Genomic DNA, 21,298 nt, shown 5'->3' on the forward strand with positions numbered 1-21,298 from the left:
GATGGCGCGGGGCCGGCTCGGCCCGGCTCCGCGCCCCTGGATAGGAGTTCCCCTTGGCGATCCTCACCGCTCCCGCGCCGACCCGCCCCGCAGCGGCCGCTCCCCCGTCGAAGAACGGCCGCAAGCTCCGGGACAACCTCACCGGGCACGCGTTCCTGATCGGCGCGCTGCTCTGCTTCGCCCTCTTCATGTGGTACCCGATGATCCGCGGCGTCGTGATGAGCTTCCAGCGCACCCGCCGCGGCGAGACCAGCTGGGTGGGCTGGGACAACTACGTCCGGATCGTCAACGATCCGAGTTTCTGGACGGCGTGGAAGAACACCGCGTACTTCACGCTCCTGGCGCTGGTGCTCGGTTTCGTGGGGCCGTTCCTGGTGGCGATCCTGCTCAACGAGTTCCGCCACGCCAAGGGCTACCTGCGGATCCTGGTCTATCTGCCGGTGATGCTGCCGCCGGCCTCGGCCCTCTTCCTCTTCAAGTTCTATGCGTACGATCCGAGCGAGGCCGGCCTGTTCAACGCGGTCCTCGCGGGGCTGGGACTGCCCACGTCGGAGTGGATGCAGTCACCCACCATGACGATGCCCGCCATGGTGATCGCGTCGACGTGGATGAACATGGGCGGCGCCGTCCTGATCTATCTGGCGGCTCTGCAGAACATCCCGGGCGAGCTCTACGAAGCCGCCGAACTGGACGGCGCCGGGATCCTGAAGCGGATCTGGCACGTCACGATCCCACAGACCAAGCTGATCCTGGCGCTGCTCGCGATGCTCCAGATCGTCGCGACCATGCAGCTCTTCATCGAGCCGCTGATCCTCGCCAACGGCGCCGGCACCCAGGACTCGGCCACCTCGGTCGTGTACCTGATCTACCAGCACGGCTTCTTCCAGAACGACCTGAACGGTGCCGCCGCGCTCGGCGTGATCATGCTGCTGGTCCTGGCCGTCTTCTCCGCCGTGTACGTCAGGCTCAGCACTCGTTCGTCGGAAGATTGAGGAGAACTCGTGAGCCGCACCCTGATCTCCCAGGCGCAACTCCAGCGCGGTCGTGGCCGGGTTCTCTACTGGCTCGTGCTGTCGGTCGTCGTCGCGGTGTTCACGCTGGTCTTCATCGGGCCGCTCTACTGGATGGTCACCGGCGCGCTGAAGAGCGGCCAGGAGATCGCCCAGACCCCGCCGACGATCTGGCCGCAGGACCCGCAGACGCAGAACTACATCGACGCGTGGAACAACCTGGCCCTCGGCAAGCTGCTGTTCAACACGTTCTACTACGCGGCCGGGGCGGTGCTGTTCCAGCTGGTCCTGGACACCGCGGCGGCGTACTCGCTGTCGAAGCTGCGCCCGGTGTTCGGCAACGCCATCCTCGGCCTGATGCTGGCGACGCTGATGATCCCGGCGATGGTGCTGATCGTCCCGCAGTACGTCACGGTGATCGACCTGCCGATCCTGCACATCAGTCTGCTCGACTCGCCGTTCGCGATCTGGCTGCCGATGGTCGCCAACGCGTTCAACATCTTCCTGCTCAAGCGGTTCTTCGACTCGATCCCGGACGACATCATGGCGGCCGCGATGATGGACGGCGCCTCACCGCTGCGCACGCTGTGGTCGATCATCCTGCCGATGTCCCGGCCGATCCTCGGCGTGGTCTCGATCTTCGCGGTGACGGCGGTGTGGAAGGACTTCCTCTGGCCGAAATTGGTCATGCCGCACCCGGACACCCGCACGGTCAGCGTGGGGATCTACGCGTTCGCCGGCGGCACCCCGCAGAACGTGGTGATCGCCGCGTCGGTGATCGCGGCCATCCCGACGGTGATCATCTTCCTGATCTTCCAGCGCAACATCATGTCCGGCCTGACGACGGGCAGCTTGAAGGGTTAAATCCGGATTTACCAGTTATCTCATGACGAACGTCGACGTTCGTCAGAACCACTATGCGCAGACGCCCGAACGTACGCAGAAAGCAGGTGCTCGTGTCCACTCATGACGGCCCCGGTAAGGACGCCCCCGGGTGGTGGAAGAGCGCGGTGATCTACCAGGTCTACCCGCGGAGCTTCGCCGACTCGAACGGCGACGGCCTCGGCGACATCGGTGGCGTCCGGGCCCGGCTCGGCCACCTGCGCGACCTGGGGGTCGATGCGATCTGGATGAGCCCCTGGTACCCCTCGCCGATGGCGGACGCCGGATACGACGTCGCCGACTTCCGCGACATCGACCCGGTCTTCGGCACCCTGGCCGAGGCGGAGGCGCTGATCGAGGAGGCGCACGCGGCGGGCCTCCGCATGATCGTCGACATCGTCCCGAACCACGTGTCCAGCGAGCATCCCTGGTTCCGGGCGGCGCTGGCGTCACCCGATGCCCCGGAGCGGGACTACTTCTGGTTCCGCCCCGGCAAAGGGGAGAACATGCCCACGAACTGGCCCGGTGAGTTCGGCGGCACCACCTGGACACAGGTACCGGACGGTGACTGGTACCTGCACCTCTTCACCCCGCAGCAGCCGGATCTGAACTGGAACCATCCGGCGGTCCGGGCCGAGTTCGAGAGCATCCTGCGGTTCTGGTTCGACCGGGGCGTCGACGGCATCCGGATCGACTCGGCGGCGCTGCTCTTCAAGGATCCGGCGCTGCCCGAGATGACCGACGGCGCACCGCACCCGTTCCACGATCTTGACGCGGTGCACGACGTCTACCGCTCGTGGCGGCGAGTCGCCGACGAATACAGCGCCACCACGACCCGGGACCGGGCGCTCATCGGCGAGGTGTGGATGCCGGACGTGAACCGGTTCACGAACTACCTGCGCCCGGACGAGCTGCACGCCGCGTTCAACTTCGAATTCCTCGGTTGCGCCTGGGATCCGGCGCTCATGCGGGCGTGCATCGACAGTACCCTCGAAGCTCACGCAGCCGTCGGCGCGCCGTCGACCTGGGTCCTCTCCAACCATGACGTGACCCGGCACGTGACCCGGTACGGCCGCGCCGACACCACGTTCAGCTTCGACAACAACCTCGACCGCACCCCGGTCGACCTGGAGCTCGGCACCCGGCGGGCCCGGGCCGCCGCGCTGCTGTCGCTGTCGCTGCCCGGGTCGGCCTACGTCTACCAGGGCGAGGAGCTGGGCCTCTGGGAGAACGAGCACATCGCCGAGGACCGGATCCAGGATCCGATGTACGCGCGGCGCGGTCACACCCGGGACGGATGCCGGGTGCCGCTGCCGTGGGCGGAGGACGAGCCGCCCTTCGCGTTCACGGCGAATGCGCCCACCCTGTCCGATTCAGCCCTGCCCGAACCCGCCCTGCTTGAACCCGCCCTGCCCGAACCGACCCTGCCCGAACCGACCCTGCCCGAACCGACCCTGCCCGAACCGTGGCTTCCGCAGCCGCGCGAGTGGAAGGACCGGACCGTCCAGGCGCAGACCGGTGATCCGAACTCGATGCTGGAGCTCTACCGGCGGGCGATCCGCCTGCGCCGGGCCGAGCCGGGCCTGCACACGCCGGAGATGACCTGGCTCGATCATGGCCCGGACGTGCTCGCCTACACCCGCGGGCCGGATTTCGCCTGCGTGCTCAACCTGTCCGGCGCGGCCGTCCCGCTGCCGGACCACGTCTCCCCGCTGCTGGTCAGCGGGCCGCTCGACGACGGCGGTCTTCTCCCCCCGGACACCGCCGCCTGGCTCCGCCTGTAGCAACCGTGCCTGTAGCAACCCGTGCCTCTAGCAACCCGTGCCTGCAGCAACCCGTGCCTCTAGCAACCCGTGCCTGCAGCAACCCGTGCCTGAACCGGCCGCCTGACGGGGTGGTCGAGACGGCGCGATGACACAGCGCGGCCGAGTCGTCCGGGCGTCAGGGGTTCCACCGCCGCTGACGCCCGGCGTACCACCCCCGTATCCCGATCAGAGAGAGGCGCTCCCCATGTCTCGATCAAAAGCAGGGTCTCGATCAAGAAGGTCCAGGTCGTTCCGACTAGGCGTGCTCGCGATAGCCGCGAGCGTCGTCGCCACCCTCGGTCACGCCCCCGCCGCGTCCGCGGCCGGGCCCAACCTCGCCGCCGGCAAGTCCTTCACGGCCAGCAGCCAGTCCGACGTCTACGGTCCCGGCAACGCCGGTGACGGCAACGCCAGCAGCTACTGGGAGAGCGCCAACAACGCCTTCCCCCAGTGGCTGCAGGTCGATCTCGGCGCCGCGACCGAGGTCAACCAGGCGGTCCTGAAGCTGCCGCCGGCGACCGCGTGGGCCACCCGCACGCAGACGCTGAGCATCTCCGGCAGCACGAACGGCTCCTCGTTCAGCACGCTCAAGGCCGGCGCCGGATACGTCTTCAACCCGTCGTCCGCGAACACCGTGACGGTTGACCTGACGGCTACCAGCGTGCGGTACCTGCGTCTGACGTTCACGGCGAACACCGGATGGCCCGCGGGGCAGCTCTCCGAGCTGGAGGTCTACGGCCCGGGCGGCGGCGGCAACCCGGATCCCGATCCGCCGACCGGGACGAACCTCGCGGCCAAGAAGCCGATCGAGGCGTCGTCGACAGTGCACACGTTCGTCGCGACGAACGCCAACGACGAGGACGTCACCACGTACTGGGAGGGTGGCGCCTACCCGGCCACGCTCACCACGAAGCTGGGCGCGAACGCGGCCCTGACCTCGGTGGTCGTCAAGCTCAACCCGAGCAGCGCGTGGGGCACCCGCACCCAGACGTTCGCGATCCTGGGCCGCGAGCAGTCGTCGTCCTCGTTCACGACCGTGAAGGCGAGCGCCACGTACACCTTCAGTCCCTCTTCTGCTAACCCGTCCTCCGGCAACACGTCCTCCAGCAACACAGTGACCATCCCGGTGAGCGCAACCGTCGCTGACCTGCGGCTGTCGTTCACCGCGAACTCCGGCGCTCCCAGCGGGCAGGTCGCCGAGCTGCAGGCCTACGGTTCCTGGGCGCCCAACCCGGACCTGACGATCACGTCCACCGGGTTCACGCCGTCCGCGCCGGTGGAGACCGACGCGATCACGGTGTCGGCCACGGTGCGTAACGCGGGCACGGCCGCGTCCGCGGCCTCCAACGTCAACTTCTACCTGGGTACGGGTTCGGCTGCCGCTGCCCGAGCAGGCACCGTGGCAGTCCCCGCGCTGGCTGCTGGAGCCTCCGCCACGGTCTCGGTGAGCATCGGGGCTCGGGACGCCGGCAGCTACCAGCTGTCCGCCAAGGTCGACGAGGCGAACACGGTCGTCGAGACCAACGACGCGAACAACTCCTGGACCCACCCGTCGGCTCTGGTCGTCACCCCGGTGAGCAGCTCCGACCTGGTCGCCTCGGCGGTCTCCTGGTCGCCGGGCACGCCCGCGCCCGGCAACACGGTCACCTTCTCGGTGACGCTCAAGAACCAGGGTTCGGCCGCCTCGGCGGGTGGCGCGCACAACGTCACGCTGACCGTTCTCAACGGGTCGACGGTGGTCCGCACACTGACCGGCTCGTGGAGCGGCACGCTCGCCGCCGGAGCATCCTCGCCCGCGATCAACCTGGGCACGTGGACGGCGGCTAACGGGCGCTACACCGTCCGGACCGTGATCGCGAACGACGGCAACGAACTGCCCGTCAAGCAGGCGAACAACACCAGCGAGAAGCCGTTCTTCGTGGGTCGCGGCGCGAACATGCCGTTCGACTTCTACGAGGCCGAGGACGGTCAGACCGGCGGGGGCGCCACGGTGGTCGGCCCCAACCGTACCGTGGGGGATCTTGCGGGTGAGGCGTCCGGCCGCAAGGCCGTGACGCTGAACGCGACCGGCGCGTTCGTGCAGTGGACCACCCGGGCCGCCACGAACACGGTCGTCGCGCGCTTCTCGATCCCCGACAGCCCGAACAGCCCGGACGGCACGACCAGCTCGATCAACGTGTACGTCAACGGGTCGCTCAACAAGGCCTTGCCGCTGACATCACGGTTCGCGTGGCTCTACGGCAACGAGGCGAACCCGCAGAACTCCGGGACCGGGCCGCGGCACATCTACGACGAGGCGAACATCATGCTGACCGGCTCGTTCCCGGCCGGCAGCACGATCAGGCTGCAGAAGGACGCGGCCAACTCGGGGCCGATCGCGATCGACTTCATCAACACCGAGCAGGTCGCGCCGGTGGCCAACCCGGATCCGTCCCGCTATGTCGTGCCGACCGGTTTCGATCAGCAGTCGGTGCAGAACGCGCTGGACGCCGCCCGTCAGGACAGCACCAAGATCGGTGTCTACCTGCCGGCCGGTGACTACCAGACCTCCAACAAGTTCCAGGTCTACGGCAAGGCGGTGAAGGTCGTCGGCGCGGGGCCCTGGTACACCAGGTTCTTCACCCCGGCGGCACAGTCCGAGACGGACGCCGGCTTCCGGGCCGACGCCACCGCCAACGGCTCGACGTTCGCGAACTTCGCGTTCTTCGGCAACTACACGATCCGCATCGACGGCCCCGGCAAGGTGTTCGACTTCGCCAACGTGGCTGACATCACGATCGACAACATCTGGGCCGAGCACGTGGTCTGCCTCTACTGGGGCGCCAACACCGACCGCATGAAGATCACGAACTCGCGGATCCGGAACACGTTCGCCGACGGCGTCAACATGACGAACGGCAGCACCGACAACCTGGTCGACAACAACGAGGCCAGGGCCACCGGCGACGACAGCTTCGCGCTCTTCTCGGCGATCGACGCCGGTGGCTCCGACGAGATCAACAACGTCTACTCGAACCTCACGTCGATCCTGACCTGGCGCGCGGCCGGCATCGCGGTCTACGGCGGCTACGCCAACACGTTCAAGAACATCTACATCGCGGACACCCTGGTCTACTCGGGCATCACGATCAGCTCGCTGGACTTCGGATACCCGATGAACGGCTTCGGCGCCTCGCCGCCGACCGTCTTCGACAACATCTCGATCGTCCGGGCCGGCGGGCACTTCTGGGGCGCGCAGGTCTTCCCGGCGATCTGGCTGTTCAGCGCGTCGAAGGTGTTCCAGGGCATCCGGGTCAGCAACGTCGACATCGTCGATCCGACGTACTCCGGGATCATGTTCCAGACCAACTACGTGGGCGGTCAGCCGCAGAACATCATCAAGGACACCGTGTTCACGAACGTGACGATCACCGGTGCCCAGCGCAGCGGTGACGCCTATGACGCCAAGTCCGGGTACGGCATCTGGGCCAACCCGATGCCGGAGGCCGGTCAGGGCCCGGCGGTGGGGTCGGCGACCTTCACCAACCTGCAGATGAGCAGCAACTACCGCGACATCGAGAACCCGACCAGCACGTTCACCATCATCCGCAACTGATCCGGTGACAGGTGGGGCCCGCGCCGAGCCGGCGCGGGCCCCCACTGCTCTCTCCGTCAGAGCGTCTCGGGCGGGATCAGGCGGCTGCCCCGGTCAGGCGGTCGTCGTCCTCACGGTTGTCATGTTCACGGTTGTCATGTTCACCGTTGTCATGATCACGATTGTCATGATCACGGTCTCTCGTAGATGTGGGCTCCGGGTCGCCCGGGTGGCGGGGCTTCACCGGGTTCTCCGCATTGGCGCCGGGCTGGGTAGTGTTTTCACCCGGTGCCGTCACCGGGCGCGCGCCCAGGTCAGGATCCACCTCGTACATGCGGGCCTCGGCCAGGTCGAAGTACATCCCGGTGAGGCGCAACCGGCCGGCCGCCTCGGCGGCGCGAACCGTCGGGTAGGTCCGCAGGTTCGCGAGCTGCTGCGTCACGTTGTCGGTGCAGCAGCGCTGCTCGTCGGTGGAGTCGGAGAAGCGCACCCCGGACAGCGCGAGCCAGTCGCCCAGGTCCGTCCCCTTCTCGGCGGCGTTACCCATGATCGCGCGCACCGCGCCGCAGCCGGAGTGGCCGCAGACGGTGATCGTGGTGACCCCGAGGACGTCGACGGCGTACTCGATCGCCGCGCCCACCGAGGAGTCAGGGCCGCCCGCGTCAGTCTTGCCCGAATCAGTCTTGCCCGTGTCAGTCTTGCCCGTGTCAGTCTTGCCCGTGTCAGTCTTGCCCGTGTCAGTCTTGCCCGTGTCAGTCTGGCCCGTGTCAGTCTGGCCCGTGTCTCTCTGGCCCGTGTCTTTCTCATCGTGGGGCGGGACGATGTTGCCCACGTTGCGCACGCAGAACAGGTCACCCGGGCCACTCGCGGTGATCAGGTTGGGAACGAGACGCGAGTCGGCGCAGGTGATGAAGAGCTGCTCCGGGCGCTGCCCGTCCCTCGCCAGGTCGGCGAGATGCGGGCGGACCAGCGGCGCGACCGCGCGCTCGAACTCCGCGATCCCGGCCGCCATGGCGTCCCGGCGCTGGTGGTCCATGCCTTGCCAGCGCGACCAGGAACCGACCAGGCCCGCCCGGGTCAGCCCCGGCGTGCGCTTGCCGCTGCCCAGCCGCCCGGACGTGCCCTGACGGAACCAGGAGTCGTGCACCTCCCGGATCCGCACCCGGCCACCGGTGCGCTCGTAGCCCTCGCGCCAGTCCCGGACAGTCTCGAAGGCGCCGTGATCCAGGTAGTCCAGGTGCAGCTCCAGTTCGACCTCGGCGGCCGGCGGCAGCGCGCCCAGCTCGCGGATGAGCCGTGCGGACTCGACGAACGACAGGGTGCCGGTGATCGTGACCTGCCACTGACCCGGCCCCTGCTGGACCCGGCGGATCTCACATCGGGTGAGCCGCCAGAGGATCATCACGGCAGCCGTGATCATGCCCAGCGCGACACCGGTCAGGAGATCGGTGAGCACCACGCCCAGCAGCGTGACCAGGTAGGTCGGAAGCTCCCGGTGCCGGGCGTAGGTGCGGATCTGGGCGAGGCTGACCAGGCGCAACCCGACCACGATGAGCACCGCGGCGAGCACCGCCATCGGGATCGTCTCCAGCAGGCCGGCGAAGAACAGCACGAACGCCGCGATCCAGACGCCGTGCATGATGGCCGATGCTCGGGTACGCGCCCCGGCCGCCACGTTCGTCGAGCTGCGCACGATCACTCCGGTGACCGGCAGGCCGCCGAGCAGGCCGGACACCGTGTTCGCGGCACCCTGCCCGACCAGCTCCCGGTTCAGGTTGGCGCGTGGACCGTCGTGCATCCGGTCCACGGCCACCGCCGAGAGCAGCGACTCCACGCTGGCCACCAGCGCGATCGTCACCACCGCCACGAGGATCTCCCGCAGCGGCGCGTCCGGCCAGGCCGGCCGGATCAGACCGGCGAGCGGCTCGTCCGGCAGGTTCACCCGCTCCACGTCGGCGCCGATCACGGAGGCCAGCGCCGTCATCGACACCACCGCCACCAGGGCGGCGGGGAGCAGGGACAACTTCACGTGCAGAATTTTCTCGAGTCGGGGCCAGAGGATCAGGATCGCCACGGTGAACGCGCCGAGCATGGCCGCGACACCGTGGTGCTCGGCGATCTGGGTGGGTAGTTCCCGCAGGTTCTGCCAGGCGGAGCTCTGTGGAGCGCCGCCCAGCATGACGTGGATCTGGCTGAGCGCGATGACCAGGCCGATGCCGGCGAGCATGCCGTGCACGACGGCCGGTGACAGGGCGAGGGCGGCGCGGCCCATCCGGGACGCGCCAAGGATGATCTGGATGAGCCCGGCAACCGCGACGATCGCGGCTGTGCCGGCGAACCCGAAGTTGGCCACGGTCCCGGCCACGATCACGGTCAGGCCGGCAGCGGGGCCGCTGACCTGTAACGGAGCGCCGCCGAGGGCACCGGCGACAATGCCGCCGACAACCGCGGCGACCAACCCCGCCAAGAGCGGGGCCCCCGATGCCGCAGCGATACCGAGCGACAGCGGGATGGCGATCAGGAACACGACGATGGACGCCGGCAAGTCCCGGCGCAACAGTTGCGTCAAGTCGGACATTTCAGCAAAATACCGAATAATGGTTAACGGGTCATTACGCAACTGGCCCTTACCTGCAAAACACAGCAAACTGCCGCCTGGCACTCAGCCAGATCTCAGCAAACTGTGGATCATGGCGACTGCGGTCCGGCGGTCCCAGACCGGAGGATCTGCGCCTCACGGGCGCTCAGGCCGGAAGTCTTCCGCTCGGTCGCGGGGATGCCGCGAAAACAAAACTGGCCCCCGTTGGACACGGGAGCCAGCATGATGAGAAAGATCAGACGTCAGGCCTTCCAGACATCCTTGTTCGACTCGTACATGTCGCGAAGGATCATCGGGACGTCGTACTTGACCTTCCAGTCCGGGTAGTGCTCCTCGAACCGGGCCGTGCTGCTGATCCACCACTGGTGGTCGCCGACCCGGTTCTCCGGGACGTACTCGGTCTTCGCCTCGACACCCGCGATCGACGAGGCGATCTGGAACGCCTCCAGAACGCTGCAGTTCGACGTGCGGCCGCCACCCATGTTGTAGACCTCGGCGACCCGGGGCGCCTTGTGGAACGCCTCGAACGCGGAGACCAGGTCACTGGAGTGGATCGCGTCGCGGACCTGCTTGCCCTTGTATCCGAAGATCCGGTACAGGCGCTGCTCCATGACACAGCGCATCACGTACGCCAGGAAGCCGTGCAGTTCCGCCGCGGAGTGCCCCGGCCCGGTCAGCGTGCCGCCACGAAACACCGCGGTGGGCATGTCGAAGTAGCGGCCGTACTCCTGAACCATCACATCCGCGGCGACCTTGGAGGCGCCGAAGACGGAGTGCAGGCACTGGTCGATCGACATGGTCTCGTCGATGCCGTCGTACCACTTGTGGTCGGCGGGCAGCTCCCAGCGGGTGTCCTGCTCGATCAGGGGCAGCGAGTTCGGCAGGTCGCCGTAGACCTTGTTGGTCGAGGTGAAGATGAACGGCGCGTCGATCGCGTGCCGGCGGGTCGCCTCGAGCATGTTGATCGTGCCGACCGCGTTGACGTCGAAGTCGGTGAACGGCTCGCGGGCGGCCCAGTCGTGGCTCGGCTGCGCGGCCGCGTGAATCACCAGGCCGATGTTCCTACCGAGGCCGGCGAAGAGCTTGTCCAGGCCGTCCCGGTCCCGGATGTCGACGACGTGGTGCGTGTACCGGGCGCCGACCTCCTTGGTGAGCCGCTCCAGGTTCCACTTGGTGGAACCGTCGGCGCCGAAGAAGTAGCCGCGCATGTCGTTGTCGACGCCGACCACGTCCATGCCGAGCGCGGCGAAGTGCCGGACCGCCTCGGACCCGATCAGGCCGGCCGATCCGGTGATCACAACAACACTGCCCGTCGAACCAGCACTGCCGGTCGAACCAACACTGCCAGTCGAACCAACACTGCCAGTCGAACCGCTGCTCATCAGGACCTCCGTTGGATGTGGGGCGCCACCGGCCGAGGTTACACAGGGCCGGCTTCCCGCGGACGAGCCGGTCGGTGATGACGCCCAGGGTAGTGACCCGCGTGGCGGCCGATGTCGGGGCCGATGTCGGGGCCGATGTCGGGGCCGATGTCGGGGCCGATGTCGGGGCCGATGTCGGGGCTGATGTCCCGACCGGTGCCGCGGCCGGGTACTCGGCGAACGCGTGACGTAGTCGGTCTTGATGCTTGACCGGCGCGTGAAACGGGCACGTCACAGATTCGCTACATCAAATGGGAAAGCTCCGGCGGATACGAACCCTTTTGCCGGAACTCATGCGGAGGCGTCGATGACGGAATCCCTTCAGGCAGCCATCCCCCACGCTGCTGCTGGATCCGAGAAGACCGATAAGTCCGGAAAGCAGGCTTTGACCCTCGGGGTGGAGGAGGAACTCCACGTCGTCGACCTGGGGACGCGCGAACTCGTACCCCAGGCTCCGGAGATCCTGGACCGCCTGGATGCCGCGCACTTCTCGGCCGAACTGCACCGGTCCGTCGTGGAGACCAACACCCCGGTGAGCGACACGCTGGACGGTCTGCGGGCCGGCATCATCGAGCGGCGGCGATCGGCGATCACCGTGGCCGAATCGCTCGGATTGGGCCTGGTCGCCGCCGGGACCGTACCGCTGGTCGACCTGGACCGGCTGCCGGTGACGCCGACGAGCCGATACCAGAGGATGCTCCACGAGTACCAGATGCTGGTGAGGGAACAGCTGATCTGCGGCGCGCAGGTGCACGTCGGCGTGCCGGACCGGGACGAGGCCGTCGCTGTCGCGCAGCGGGTCACGCCGGTACTGCCGGTGCTGCTCGCGCTCTCCGCCAGCTCGCCCTACTGGATGGGCGAGGACTCCGGGTACGCCAGTGTCCGCTCCCTGGTGTGGATGCGCTGGCCGACCGCCGGCGACAGCGGGCCGCTGCACTCCGCGGCCGAGCACGAGGAGCTGGTCAGCGATCTGATCGCGTCCGGGACGATCAGCGACCCGAAAATGGTCTACTTCGACGTCCGGCCGTCGGCGCACGTGCCGACCGTGGAGCTGCGGGTCACCGACGCCAGCTCGGACGTGGAGACGGTCGTGCTGATCGCCGGCCTTTTCCGTGCGCTGGTGTTGCGAGCGCAGCAGCAGCACCGGGCCTATCTGAACAGTGCTTCCCTGGACGGCGCCCTCCCCAACGGTGCACTGCCCAACGGTGCACTGCTTGGCGGCGCTGTCCCGAACGGCGCTCTGCTGAACGACCCGCGGCTGAACGACCCGCGGCTGAACGGCCCGCTGCTGAACGATCCGCTGCTGAACGGTGCTGGTGGGCCGATACCGCCCGTTCGGCCGCCGCTGCACCGGGCCGCGATGTGGCGGGCCGCCCGGTCCGGGCTGGAGGGTGACCTGCTCGATCTGCCGCGCTCCCCCGTTCCGGTGCCGGCCGGGGTGGCGGTCGAGCGCCTGATCGGCGAACTGCGGCCGCAACTGGAGGAACTCGGCGACTGGGAACAGGTCTACGACCTGTCGCTGCGGGCGCTGAGCCGGGGCAGCTCGGCCGCGCGGCAGCGTCGCGCGCTGGGCCGTCGCGGCCGGCTCGCCGACGTGGTGGACATGCTGGTCAGCGAGACCCGCGGGGAAACCTCCTGGAACGGCGGGGCGGCTCCCGCCAGTGCTGGGCTGTCCGGAGTGCTGCCCGATGCGCCGAGCCTGGAGGCATACGGGGCAGCCGGGGACGAGGCGTTCCCGGACGGGCGGGTGGAACCGGCCTACGCGGGGATGCTGCCGGTGCTCACCGCGCTCGGAGCGAGCGGTCTGCGGCAGCGGGAGGACAAGCGGGACGACGAGCAGCGGGCCCGCGGGATCACGTTCAGCGTGGCCGGCGAGGCAGCTACCCGGCTGTTCCCGTTCGACCTGGTGCCGCGGATCGTGCCGGCCGCGGACTGGGGACACCTGCGGACCGGTCTCACCCAGCGGGTGCAGGCGCTCGACGCGTTCCTCACCGACGTGTACGGCGAACGCCAGATCGTGAGCGACGGGGTCATCCCGGAATGGGTGGTCAACGGGTCGCCGGAGCTGCGGGCGAGCGGCGCGCTGATCCGGCGCCGCGCGGTGCGCACCCAGGTGGCCGGCGTCGACCTGGTGAAGGACTCGACGACGGGTGAGTGGCGCGTCCTGGAGGACAACCTGCGGGTGCCGTCCGGAATCGCCTATGCGATGCAGAACCGCCGTCTGACCTGGAGTGTCCTGCCCGAGCTGCCCCGCCCGGCCGGCCTGGTGTCCGTCGAGGAGACGCCCAAGCTGCTGAAGCGGGCACTGCTCGAAGCGGCCGGCCCGGCCGCCGGCGACGATCCGCATCTCGTGGTGCTCAGCCAGGGGCCGGACGACTCGGCGTGGTTCGAGCACAAGATGCTCGCCGAGGCCATGGAGGTGCCCGTGGTCCGCAGCACCGAACTCTTCGTGGACGAAGGGCCCGGGGTGAATGGGTTCGGGGTGAATGGGCTTGGTGTGAATGGGCTTGGGGTGAACAGCGGCCGCAGGGGGCCGCGAGTGTGGCGCCTGCGGGACGGCCACCGCTACCCGGTCGACGTGATCTATCTGCGGATGGGCGAGGACAGCCTGGTGCACTCCCCCGGCGCGGACGGGATGCCGCTCGGGCCGAGCCTGGTGTCCGCGCTGCACGCCGACACCGTCGTGCTGGCGAACGCCCTGGGCAACGGCATCGCCGACGACAAGGCGGTGTACGCCTACGTGCCCCGGATGATCGAGTACTACCTGGGCGAGAAGCCGATCCTGGCCGACGTGCGTACCTACCTCTGCGGACTGCCCGACCAGCGGGTGGAGGTGCTGTCCCGCCTGGACGAGCTGGTCTGCAAGCCGGTCGACGGGTACGGCGGCGACCGGATCGTGATCGGACCGCACGCCACCGCCGACGAGCTGGACGCGCTGCGCCGGCAGATCCAGACGGCGCCGCACCGGTGGGTGGCTCAGGAGCTGGTGCAGCTCTCCACGCATCCGGTCTTCGACGGTCACCGGCTCGCACCGCGGCACGTGGACCTGCGGGCATTCGTGTTCACCGGCAAGCACTCCACCGTCGCGCCGGCGGCGCTGACCCGGGTGGCCCCGGCGGGAAGCATGATCGTCAATTCCTCGCGGGGCGGCGGGTCGAAGGACACCTGGTTGTTGGGCTGACTGGGTTGCTGGGCTGACTGGGTTATTGGGCTGACTGGGTTATTGGGCTGACTGGGTTATTGGGCTGAGTTTTCTTTCTCAAACAGAACGGTTTCAACAGGGAGGTTGTTACATGTGCGGGATCGCCGGCGAGCTGGTTTTCGGCGACCGGGCCGCGGACACTGACGCGGTCCGCCGGATGCTGCCGTGCCTCGAATCGCGGGGCCCGGACGGCGACGGGTTGTGGGCGCGAGAGCGGGTGGCGTTCGGTCACCGGAGACTGAAAATCATCGACCTGTCCGAGAACGGCGCGCAGCCGATGACGGATGAGCGGCTCGGGCTCACCGTGGTCTTCAACGGGTGCATCTACAACTACCGGCAGCTGCGAGAAGAGCTCCAGGGGTACGGCTACACGTTCTTCTCCACGTCGGACACGGAGGTGATCCTGAAGGCGTACCACCGCTGGGGCGCCGACTGTGTCACGCACTTCCTGGGCATGTTCGCGTTCGCGATCGCCGAGCACGCCAGCGGGACCGTCACGCTGGCCCGGGACCGTCTCGGGATCAAGCCGCTCTACCTGGCCGAGACGCCGGGACGGTTGCGGTTCGCGTCGACGCTCCCGGCTCTGCTGGCGGCCGGCCGGTCGACAGGGGGCGGGCCGGCCGAGGATCACATTGACACCAGCATCGACAAGGTGGCGCTGCACCACTACATGACGTTCCACTCGGTGGTCCCCGCGCCGCGGACCATCATCAACGGGGTGCGGAAGCTGCCGCCGGCCACCGTGCGAGTGATCCGTGCGGACGGGACATCCACGGAGCGGGTGTACTGGGAGGCGAGCTTCACCCGTACCCCATCGCTCAGTAAGGGCGAGTGGGCAGAAGCTGAGTGGGCCGAAGCTGAGTGGGCAGAAGCGGTGCGCGACAGGCTGAGGCTGGCCGTGGAACGGCGGATGGTCGCCGACGTTCCCGTCGGCGTGCTGCTCTCCGGCGGCCTGGACTCCAGTTTCATCGTGGCGCTGCTCGCCGAGCAGGGGCAGACCGGCCTGACCACGTTCAGCATCGGGTTCGAGGCGGCCGGCGGGGAGAGCGGCGACGAGTTCGAGTACTCCAACCTGATCGCGGCGAAGTTCGGCACCGAGCACCACCAGATCCGTATCGGACAGGACCGTTTCCTGCCGGCCGTGGAGCGGACCGTGGCCGCGATGAGCGAACCGATGGTCAGCCACGACTGCATCGCGTTCAACCTTCTCAGTGAGGACGTGGCGAAGCAGGTCAAGGTCGTACAATCGGGACAGGGTGCGGACGAGATCTTCGCCGGCTACAGCTGGTATCCGCCCCTCGGCGGCGTGCCCCGGGACAGGGCCGTCGAGGCGTACGCGAAGGAGTTCTTCGACAGGCCTCACAGCGAGTTGGCGGGCCAGCTCAACCCCGAGTGGCTGGCCGAGAATGATCCCTCGCTGGCGTTCGTCCGGGCGAGCTTCGGACGACCGGGGGCGACCACGGCCGTCGATGCGGCACTGCGCCTCGACTCACAGGTGATGCTCGTCGACGACCCGGTCAAACGGGTGGACAACATGACTATGGCGTGGGGCCTGGAAGCGCGCGTACCGTTCCTGGATCACGAGTTGGTGGAACTCGCGGCGGCCTGCCCGCCCGAGGTGAAGTTGGCGCAGGACGGCAAGGGGGTGCTCAAGGACGCGGCCCGCGGCCTCGTTCCCGACGAGGTCATCGACCGGCCGAAGGGGTACTTCCCGGTGCCCGGCATCCGGCATCTCGAAGGCCCGATGCTGGAGAAGGTGCGCGACGCGCTGCATGCGCGGGCCGCGCGGGACCGGGGCCTGTTCCGGACCGAGTACGTGGACGCGCTGCTCGCCGACCCGAACACGCCGCGCACGACGCTCGGGGCGAACCAGTTGTGGCAGCTCGCGCTGCTGGAGATGTGGTTGCAGGAAAACGGGATCTGAGGAGATTTCTTAGTGGGTGGTCAGCTCCGCCGTGCCGACGTGACCGTGCTGCCGGAAGGGTGGAGCGGCTCCCCCGGGTCCCGGTCCTCCCGGGCCGATTCGCCGGCTCCATCCGGTGAGGCCGGGTCTCATCAGGCCCGGCTTCAACCGGTCAACTCGCAACCCGCCGAATCGGAGGTCGCCGGCAACTGGTCGCCGGCGCTCTCCCCCGACGGGCGGCACATGGCCTACGTCTCGGACCGCGGTGGCGTCCCGGCAGTCTGGGTGCAGCCGGTCGGCAGTGAGCTGACGTTCCGCGTCGACACCGGGCCGGAACCGGTCGCCGCGGTGCGCTGGTCGTCCGGCGGTGGCTGGCTCGCCTGCGAGATCACCCCCGGTGGCGCGCCACGGCACGAAGTGTGGCTGGTCCGGCCGGACGGCACCGATCTGCACCAGGTCGGCGGCTTCGGGACGGACACCGCGGACAACATGCGGTGGCTGCCCGGGCGGCCGGTCCTCGCGCTCACCGAGAACCTCACCACGGCAGTGCTCGTCGACGTGGTCGCGGAGACCCGCACGGTGATCGCGCAGGGCGACCTTCTCGCGCTCCTCGACGTGGACCCGGCGGGGCGCTTCGCGCTTCTCCGGTACGGGCCGCGCGGCAGCCGGGACATCGTCCTGCGGGAACTCTCCAGTGGCATCGAGAAGCCGGTGACGCGCGGGGAGCGGGCGGTGTTCAGCCCCGGCGGCGGGTGCGTGTACGCGCTCAGTCAGGACGGTGAGCTGCCGGTGCTGCTCCGGGTCGACGGGGACGCGGTGGAGGCGCTGACCGGGGAAGGGCCCGGGTCGGCTTCGGGAGGGACCACCGACTCGGGCGGCGGCGTCAGGTCGGCCTTGCGTGGCAACCAGCCGGTCGGCACGTCTCCCGGGGAGGTCGAGAACTTCGCGGTGACGGCCGATGGCCGTACCTCCGCGGTTTTGTGGAACGTGCGCGGCGGTGAGTCGGAGGTCGCGCTGATCGGCCTGGACCACGACGGGGATCGCGTGCCGCGGCTGATCGCGCCGCTGCCGGGTCTGGTGATCGGTGAGCTCGCGTGGAGTTTCGACGGGTCGACGCTGGCGTTCACGGCGGAGGGGCCGGGGCAGCCGCACGGTGTCTGGGTGTGGTCGCGGGAGACGGGCCAGGTACAGGCGGTGTCCGCGGAGGCGGCGTCGCCCGATGCGGTACGGCCGACGCTGGAGATCTTTTCGGCGCATGACGGGGTGACGCTGACCGGATGGTTGTTCCGTCCACGCCCTGCGGGTTCCGGGCCGGCTGTGTCTGATCTAGCCGTGTCTGATCCGGCTGTATCTGATCCGGCTGTATCTGATCCGGCTGTGTCTGATCCGGCTGTGTCTGATCCCGCTGCGTCTGATCCCGCTGCGTCTGATCCCGCTGCGTCTGATCCTGCTGAGCCCTATCCGACTGTGATCTGGTTGCACGGTGGGCCCGAGGCTCAGGAACGGCCGGGGCACGGGCCGCTCTTCCAGTCGCTCGTCAACCGGGGCATCGCCGTCTTCGCGCCCAATGTGCGGGGGTCGTCGGGGTTCGGGCGGAGCTTCGTCGACGCGGACAACGGAGACCGGCGGTACGCGGCCGTGGAGGACGTGCGGACCTGCGTGGAGCACCTGCGGAAGATCGGTGTGGCCGGGGCGGTCGGGTGCATGGGGCGCTCCTACGGCGGATATCTCACGCTGGCGGCGCTCACCACGTTCCCCTCGCTGTTCTCGGTCGGGGTTGATGTGTGCGGCATGTCCAATTTTGAGACTTTTTACGAGCACACCGAGCCGTGGATCGCCGCGGCGGCGGTCAGCAAGTACGGGGATCCGGTGCATGACGCGGACCTGTTGCGGGATCTGTCGCCTATCAAGCGGATCGATCAGTTGCGGGCGCCGCTGCTCGTGGTTCACGGGGAGAACGACAGCAATGTTCCGGTGATCGAGGCCGAGCAGGTGGTGGCGGCTCTGGCGGCTCGCGGGGTGGAGCATCGGTACCTGCTCTTCCCGGACGAGGGACACGAGCTGTTGCACCGGTCGTCCCGGGCGGAATATCTGCGGGTGGTGCTGGAGTGGCTCGACGAGCATCTGGTGCGGGCGGCCGCTTGAGCACCCGGGTTTAGTTACTTGAGCCTTGGTTACTTGAGCCTTGGTTACTTGGGCCTTAGTTACTTGAGCCTGGTTACTTGGATCTTAGTTATCAGGGCAGTGAACAAACGCACGTTGCTGTGTGGCTGGCGGCGAGAAAGGCTTGACGGGCACGTATCCCGTTACGGAAGGCGAATCATGCCCCTGCGTCCCGAAACCCGGGCCTGGGCGGTGTGGTCCGCCGGACTCGCCGCCTACGTCATCGCCGTCCTGCATCGCACCTCGCTCGGCGTGGCCGGGCTGGACGCGCAGCACCGGTTCGACATCGGCGCGAGCGCGCTCGCCACCTTCGCGGTGTTGCAACTGCTCGTCTACGCCGGCCTGCAGATCCCCGTCGGCATGCTGCTGGACCGATTCGGATCACTGCGGCTGGTGCTCTCCGGCGCGCTGTTGATGGCGGCCGGGCAGTCCCTGATGGCCTTCACCGACGACATGACCGGCGCCGTCGTCGCGCGGGTGCTGGTCGGCGCGGGCGACGCCATGACGTTCATCAGCGTGCTGCGTCTGGTGCCGCACTGGTTCCCCGCACGGCGGGTGCCCGTGCTCACCCAGGTGACCGGCATCGTGGGCCAGATCGGTCAGCTGCTTTCCGCCGTACCCCTTGCTGCCCTGCTCGCCGGTCCGGGCTGGACCACCGCGTTCGTCGGCGCCGCCGGCGCCGGCGTGTTCGTCGCGCTCGTCGCGTTCGCCGCCCTGCACGACACACCGGAACGCCGGATGAACAGCGGCAGCGCCGTCACCTGGCAACGGCTCAGCTCCGATCTGAGCAGCGCGTGGCGGCACCCCGGCACCCGACTCGGGCTGTGGACGCATTTCACGACCCAATTCACCGGTACGGTCTTCGCGCTCATGTGGGGCGTGCCGTTCCTGATCGCCGGCGAAGGACTGAGCCGTAGCGCCGCCAGCTCGCTGCTGATCCTGTTCGTGCTCACCGGCATGGCGTCCGGGCCGGTGCTCGGCATGCTCACCCAGCGGTACCCGTTGCGCCGTTCACTGCTGGTGCTCGGAGTCGTCGCCGCGAACATGGGCGCGTGGGCGCTCGTCATCGCCTGGCCCGGTCAGGCCCCGATGCCGCTGCTCGTGCTGCTCGTCGTCGCGCTCGGCCTCGGCGGTCCGGGATCGATGATCGGCTTCGACTACGCGCGGACGTTCAACCCGCCGAGCCGCCTCGGCACCGCGACCGGCGTCGTGAACGTGGGCGGGTTCGTGGCGTCGCTGCTCACCATCCTGTTGATCGGGTTGATCCTGGACGCCCGTACCGGGGGAAGTGCGGACTATCACATCGACGATTTCCGGGTGGCGATGTCGGTGCAGTTCGCCGTCGCGGCGATCGGTGTTCTGGGCATCCTGCGGACCCGGCGGCTGGCCCGCCAGAAGATGGAGCAGGAGGAAGGCATCGTGATCCGCCCGCTGCTGAAGGTCCTTGCCGAGCGGCGGGAGCTGGCGCGTCAGCGGTGAGTCCGACGCGTTCGAGGGCGGCTGATGCCTCCCGGCGGGCGGCGCGGGGAGAGGTTTAGTCCGGGGACGGGCGGTAAAGGCCAGAAGCTGGTCCTGACACCCCTGACGTCCTCGGAGGAGGGAAATGACCGACCGCGTCCACGTTCCCGACCGCGCCACCCTGCAGGGGCGAGCCGCCCTGCCCGATCAAACCGCCCTGCCCGATCAAACCGCCCCGCCCGATCGAGTCGCCCCGCAGGAACGAACCGCCCTGCACGGTCAAGCCGCCCTGCACGAGCACGCCGTCCTGACCGATCGAGTCGCGTTTCCGGAGCGTGCTGAGCCCTCGGGATATGCCCAGTCCTCCGAGCATGCCGCACCTACGCAGCACGCCCAGTTCACCCAGCAGGCCCAGCCCACGCAGCAGTCCCCGCTGGCGGATGGCTCCGAGGCTCGGATCTGGTCGGGCATCGACGTCCCGAAGACCATCGCCGGCACTCTGGCTGCCGTTTCCGCCGCCGTGGTCGGATCCTTCCTCGGCGTCGCGGGCACGCTCATCGGTGCCGCGGTGGCGAGCCTGATCAGCTCGATCGGCACGGAGATCTACCACCGTTACCTGGATCGCGGCACCAAGAAGCTGCAGTCCGCCTTCATAACGGCTCCGGCCGCCGTCGGTACACCTGAGGTGGCCGCCGCTCAGACGCCGCCGTCCGGGGAGAGCCGGCAGATCCGCTGGAAGCGCGTGGGCCTGGTAGCCGGCGCGCTGTTCGTACTGGCGATGGGCGCGCTGACCACGGCAGAACTGATCGCCGGCAAGTCAGTCGCCGACGCCACCCGAGGCGGCAACGGCAGCCGCCCCACCGTGTCCCACCTGATCGGGAACGGCGGTGACTCCTCAAAGACCGACGACACCGAGAACAAGACCCCGGCAGATCAAAAGGACACCGGAGACTCAGACACCAGCGATTCAGACACCGGAGACTCAGACACCAGCGATTCCAAGACCAGCGATTCCAACACCGGAGACTCGAACACCCAGGACCCTGGAACGCAGGAGCCCGGCACCCAGGATCCGCAGACAGGCAATCAGCAGCCGGGGACAACCGAGCCGACGGGCGGCACCGACCCCGCGCCGGATTCGACCACCGCTCCAGACACCGGCCCGACCTCCGGCGACGGAACGGGCACGGGTTCCGGGAAGGAAGGCTCAGGCAACGAGGGTTCTGCGGATCAGGGATCGTCGAATCAGGGTGTCAGCGGCGAATCGCCGTAACCGGGCGT

11 protein-coding genes are annotated in these 21,298 nt (G+C 68.5%); 9 read left to right on the top strand and 2 right to left on the bottom strand.

Annotation, left to right across the window (positions count from 1 at the left end; translation table 11 throughout):
* Nucleotides 1-53: 53 nt before the first annotated feature.
* The 4 genes from AMIS_RS32450 to AMIS_RS32465 all read left to right on the top strand — a co-directional run bounded on the left by AMIS_RS32450 (nucleotide 54) and on the right by AMIS_RS32465 (nucleotide 7,292).
* Nucleotides 54-992, top strand: a complete 939-nt coding sequence (locus AMIS_RS32450; protein ID WP_014446695.1) for a carbohydrate ABC transporter permease — start codon at nucleotides 54-56, stop codon at nucleotides 990-992.
* 9 nt (nucleotides 993-1,001) lie between these two features.
* The gene (locus AMIS_RS32455; RefSeq protein WP_014446696.1) at nucleotides 1,002-1,874 is read left to right on the top strand and encodes a carbohydrate ABC transporter permease; all 873 of its coding nucleotides are present in this window, start codon (nucleotides 1,002-1,004) and stop codon (nucleotides 1,872-1,874) included.
* A gap of 53 nt (nucleotides 1,875-1,927) precedes the next feature.
* Entirely contained in the window at nucleotides 1,928-3,676 is a 1,749-nt protein-coding gene (locus AMIS_RS32460) for a glycoside hydrolase family 13 protein (RefSeq protein WP_014446697.1), read from the top strand.
* Between the two features lie 283 nt (nucleotides 3,677-3,959).
* Nucleotides 3,960-7,292 (top strand): discoidin domain-containing protein, encoded by a 3,333-nt coding sequence (locus tag AMIS_RS32465; protein WP_014446698.1) that lies wholly within the window; start codon nucleotides 3,960-3,962, stop codon nucleotides 7,290-7,292.
* Nucleotides 7,293-7,368: 76 nt separating this feature from the next.
* Here the strand turns inward: AMIS_RS32465 and AMIS_RS44760 are convergent, their stop codons facing one another.
* Both AMIS_RS44760 and AMIS_RS32475 read right to left on the bottom strand, forming a co-directional pair.
* Complete coding sequence (locus tag AMIS_RS44760; protein ID WP_014446699.1) at nucleotides 7,369-9,849, bottom strand: SulP family inorganic anion transporter; 2,481 nt, start codon at nucleotides 9,847-9,849, stop codon at nucleotides 7,369-7,371.
* 263 nt (nucleotides 9,850-10,112) lie between these two features.
* Nucleotides 10,113-11,168 carry an NAD-dependent epimerase/dehydratase family protein gene (locus AMIS_RS32475; RefSeq protein WP_014446700.1) on the bottom strand — a complete coding sequence of 352 codons (1,056 nt, stop codon included), beginning with the start codon at nucleotides 11,166-11,168 and terminating at the stop codon, nucleotides 10,113-10,115.
* A gap of 430 nt (nucleotides 11,169-11,598) precedes the next feature.
* Between AMIS_RS32475 and AMIS_RS43060 the strand changes: the two genes are divergently transcribed.
* From AMIS_RS43060 to AMIS_RS32505, 5 genes are all read left to right on the top strand, one after another.
* Entirely contained in the window at nucleotides 11,599-14,472 is a 2,874-nt protein-coding gene (locus AMIS_RS43060; protein ID WP_014446701.1) for a carboxylate--amine ligase/circularly permuted type 2 ATP-grasp protein, read from the top strand.
* Nucleotides 14,473-14,584: 112 nt separating this feature from the next.
* Nucleotides 14,585-16,417, top strand: coding sequence for an N-acetylglutaminylglutamine amidotransferase (locus AMIS_RS32490; RefSeq protein ID WP_014446702.1), 1,833 nt, complete (start codon nucleotides 14,585-14,587; stop codon nucleotides 16,415-16,417).
* Between the two features lie 12 nt (nucleotides 16,418-16,429).
* Nucleotides 16,430-18,541 carry a S9 family peptidase gene (locus AMIS_RS41315; protein WP_083888742.1) on the top strand — a complete coding sequence of 704 codons (2,112 nt, stop codon included), beginning with the start codon at nucleotides 16,430-16,432 and terminating at the stop codon, nucleotides 18,539-18,541.
* A gap of 177 nt (nucleotides 18,542-18,718) precedes the next feature.
* Nucleotides 18,719-20,038 (top strand): MFS transporter, encoded by a 1,320-nt coding sequence (locus tag AMIS_RS32500; protein WP_014446704.1) that lies wholly within the window; start codon nucleotides 18,719-18,721, stop codon nucleotides 20,036-20,038.
* Between the two features lie 124 nt (nucleotides 20,039-20,162).
* Nucleotides 20,163-21,290: a hypothetical protein gene (locus AMIS_RS32505; protein ID WP_014446705.1), complete on the top strand. Its 1,128-nt coding sequence runs from the start codon at nucleotides 20,163-20,165 to the stop codon at nucleotides 21,288-21,290.
* The last annotated feature ends 8 nt before the right edge of the window (nucleotides 21,291-21,298 follow it).

It is taken from the genome of Actinoplanes missouriensis 431 (assembly GCF_000284295.1).
In the GTDB taxonomy this organism is placed as follows: Bacteria; Actinomycetota; Actinomycetes; order Mycobacteriales; family Micromonosporaceae; genus Actinoplanes; species Actinoplanes missouriensis.

Coding starts and splice junctions, on each gene's coding strand:
- AMIS_RS32460 (WP_014446697.1), top strand. CDS start 1,928: ATGCGCAGACGCCCGAACGTACGCAGAAAGCAGGTGCTCGTGTCCACT.
- AMIS_RS32505 (WP_014446705.1), top strand. CDS start 20,163: ATGACCGACCGCGTCCACGTTCCCGACCGCGCCACCCTGCAGGGGCGA.
- AMIS_RS43060 (WP_014446701.1), top strand. CDS start 11,599: ATGACGGAATCCCTTCAGGCAGCCATCCCCCACGCTGCTGCTGGATCC.
- AMIS_RS32500 (WP_014446704.1), top strand. CDS start 18,719: ATGCCCCTGCGTCCCGAAACCCGGGCCTGGGCGGTGTGGTCCGCCGGA.
- AMIS_RS32490 (WP_014446702.1), top strand. CDS start 14,585: ATGTGCGGGATCGCCGGCGAGCTGGTTTTCGGCGACCGGGCCGCGGAC.
- AMIS_RS44760 (WP_014446699.1), bottom strand. CDS start 9,849: ATGTCCGACTTGACGCAACTGTTGCGCCGGGACTTGCCGGCGTCCATC.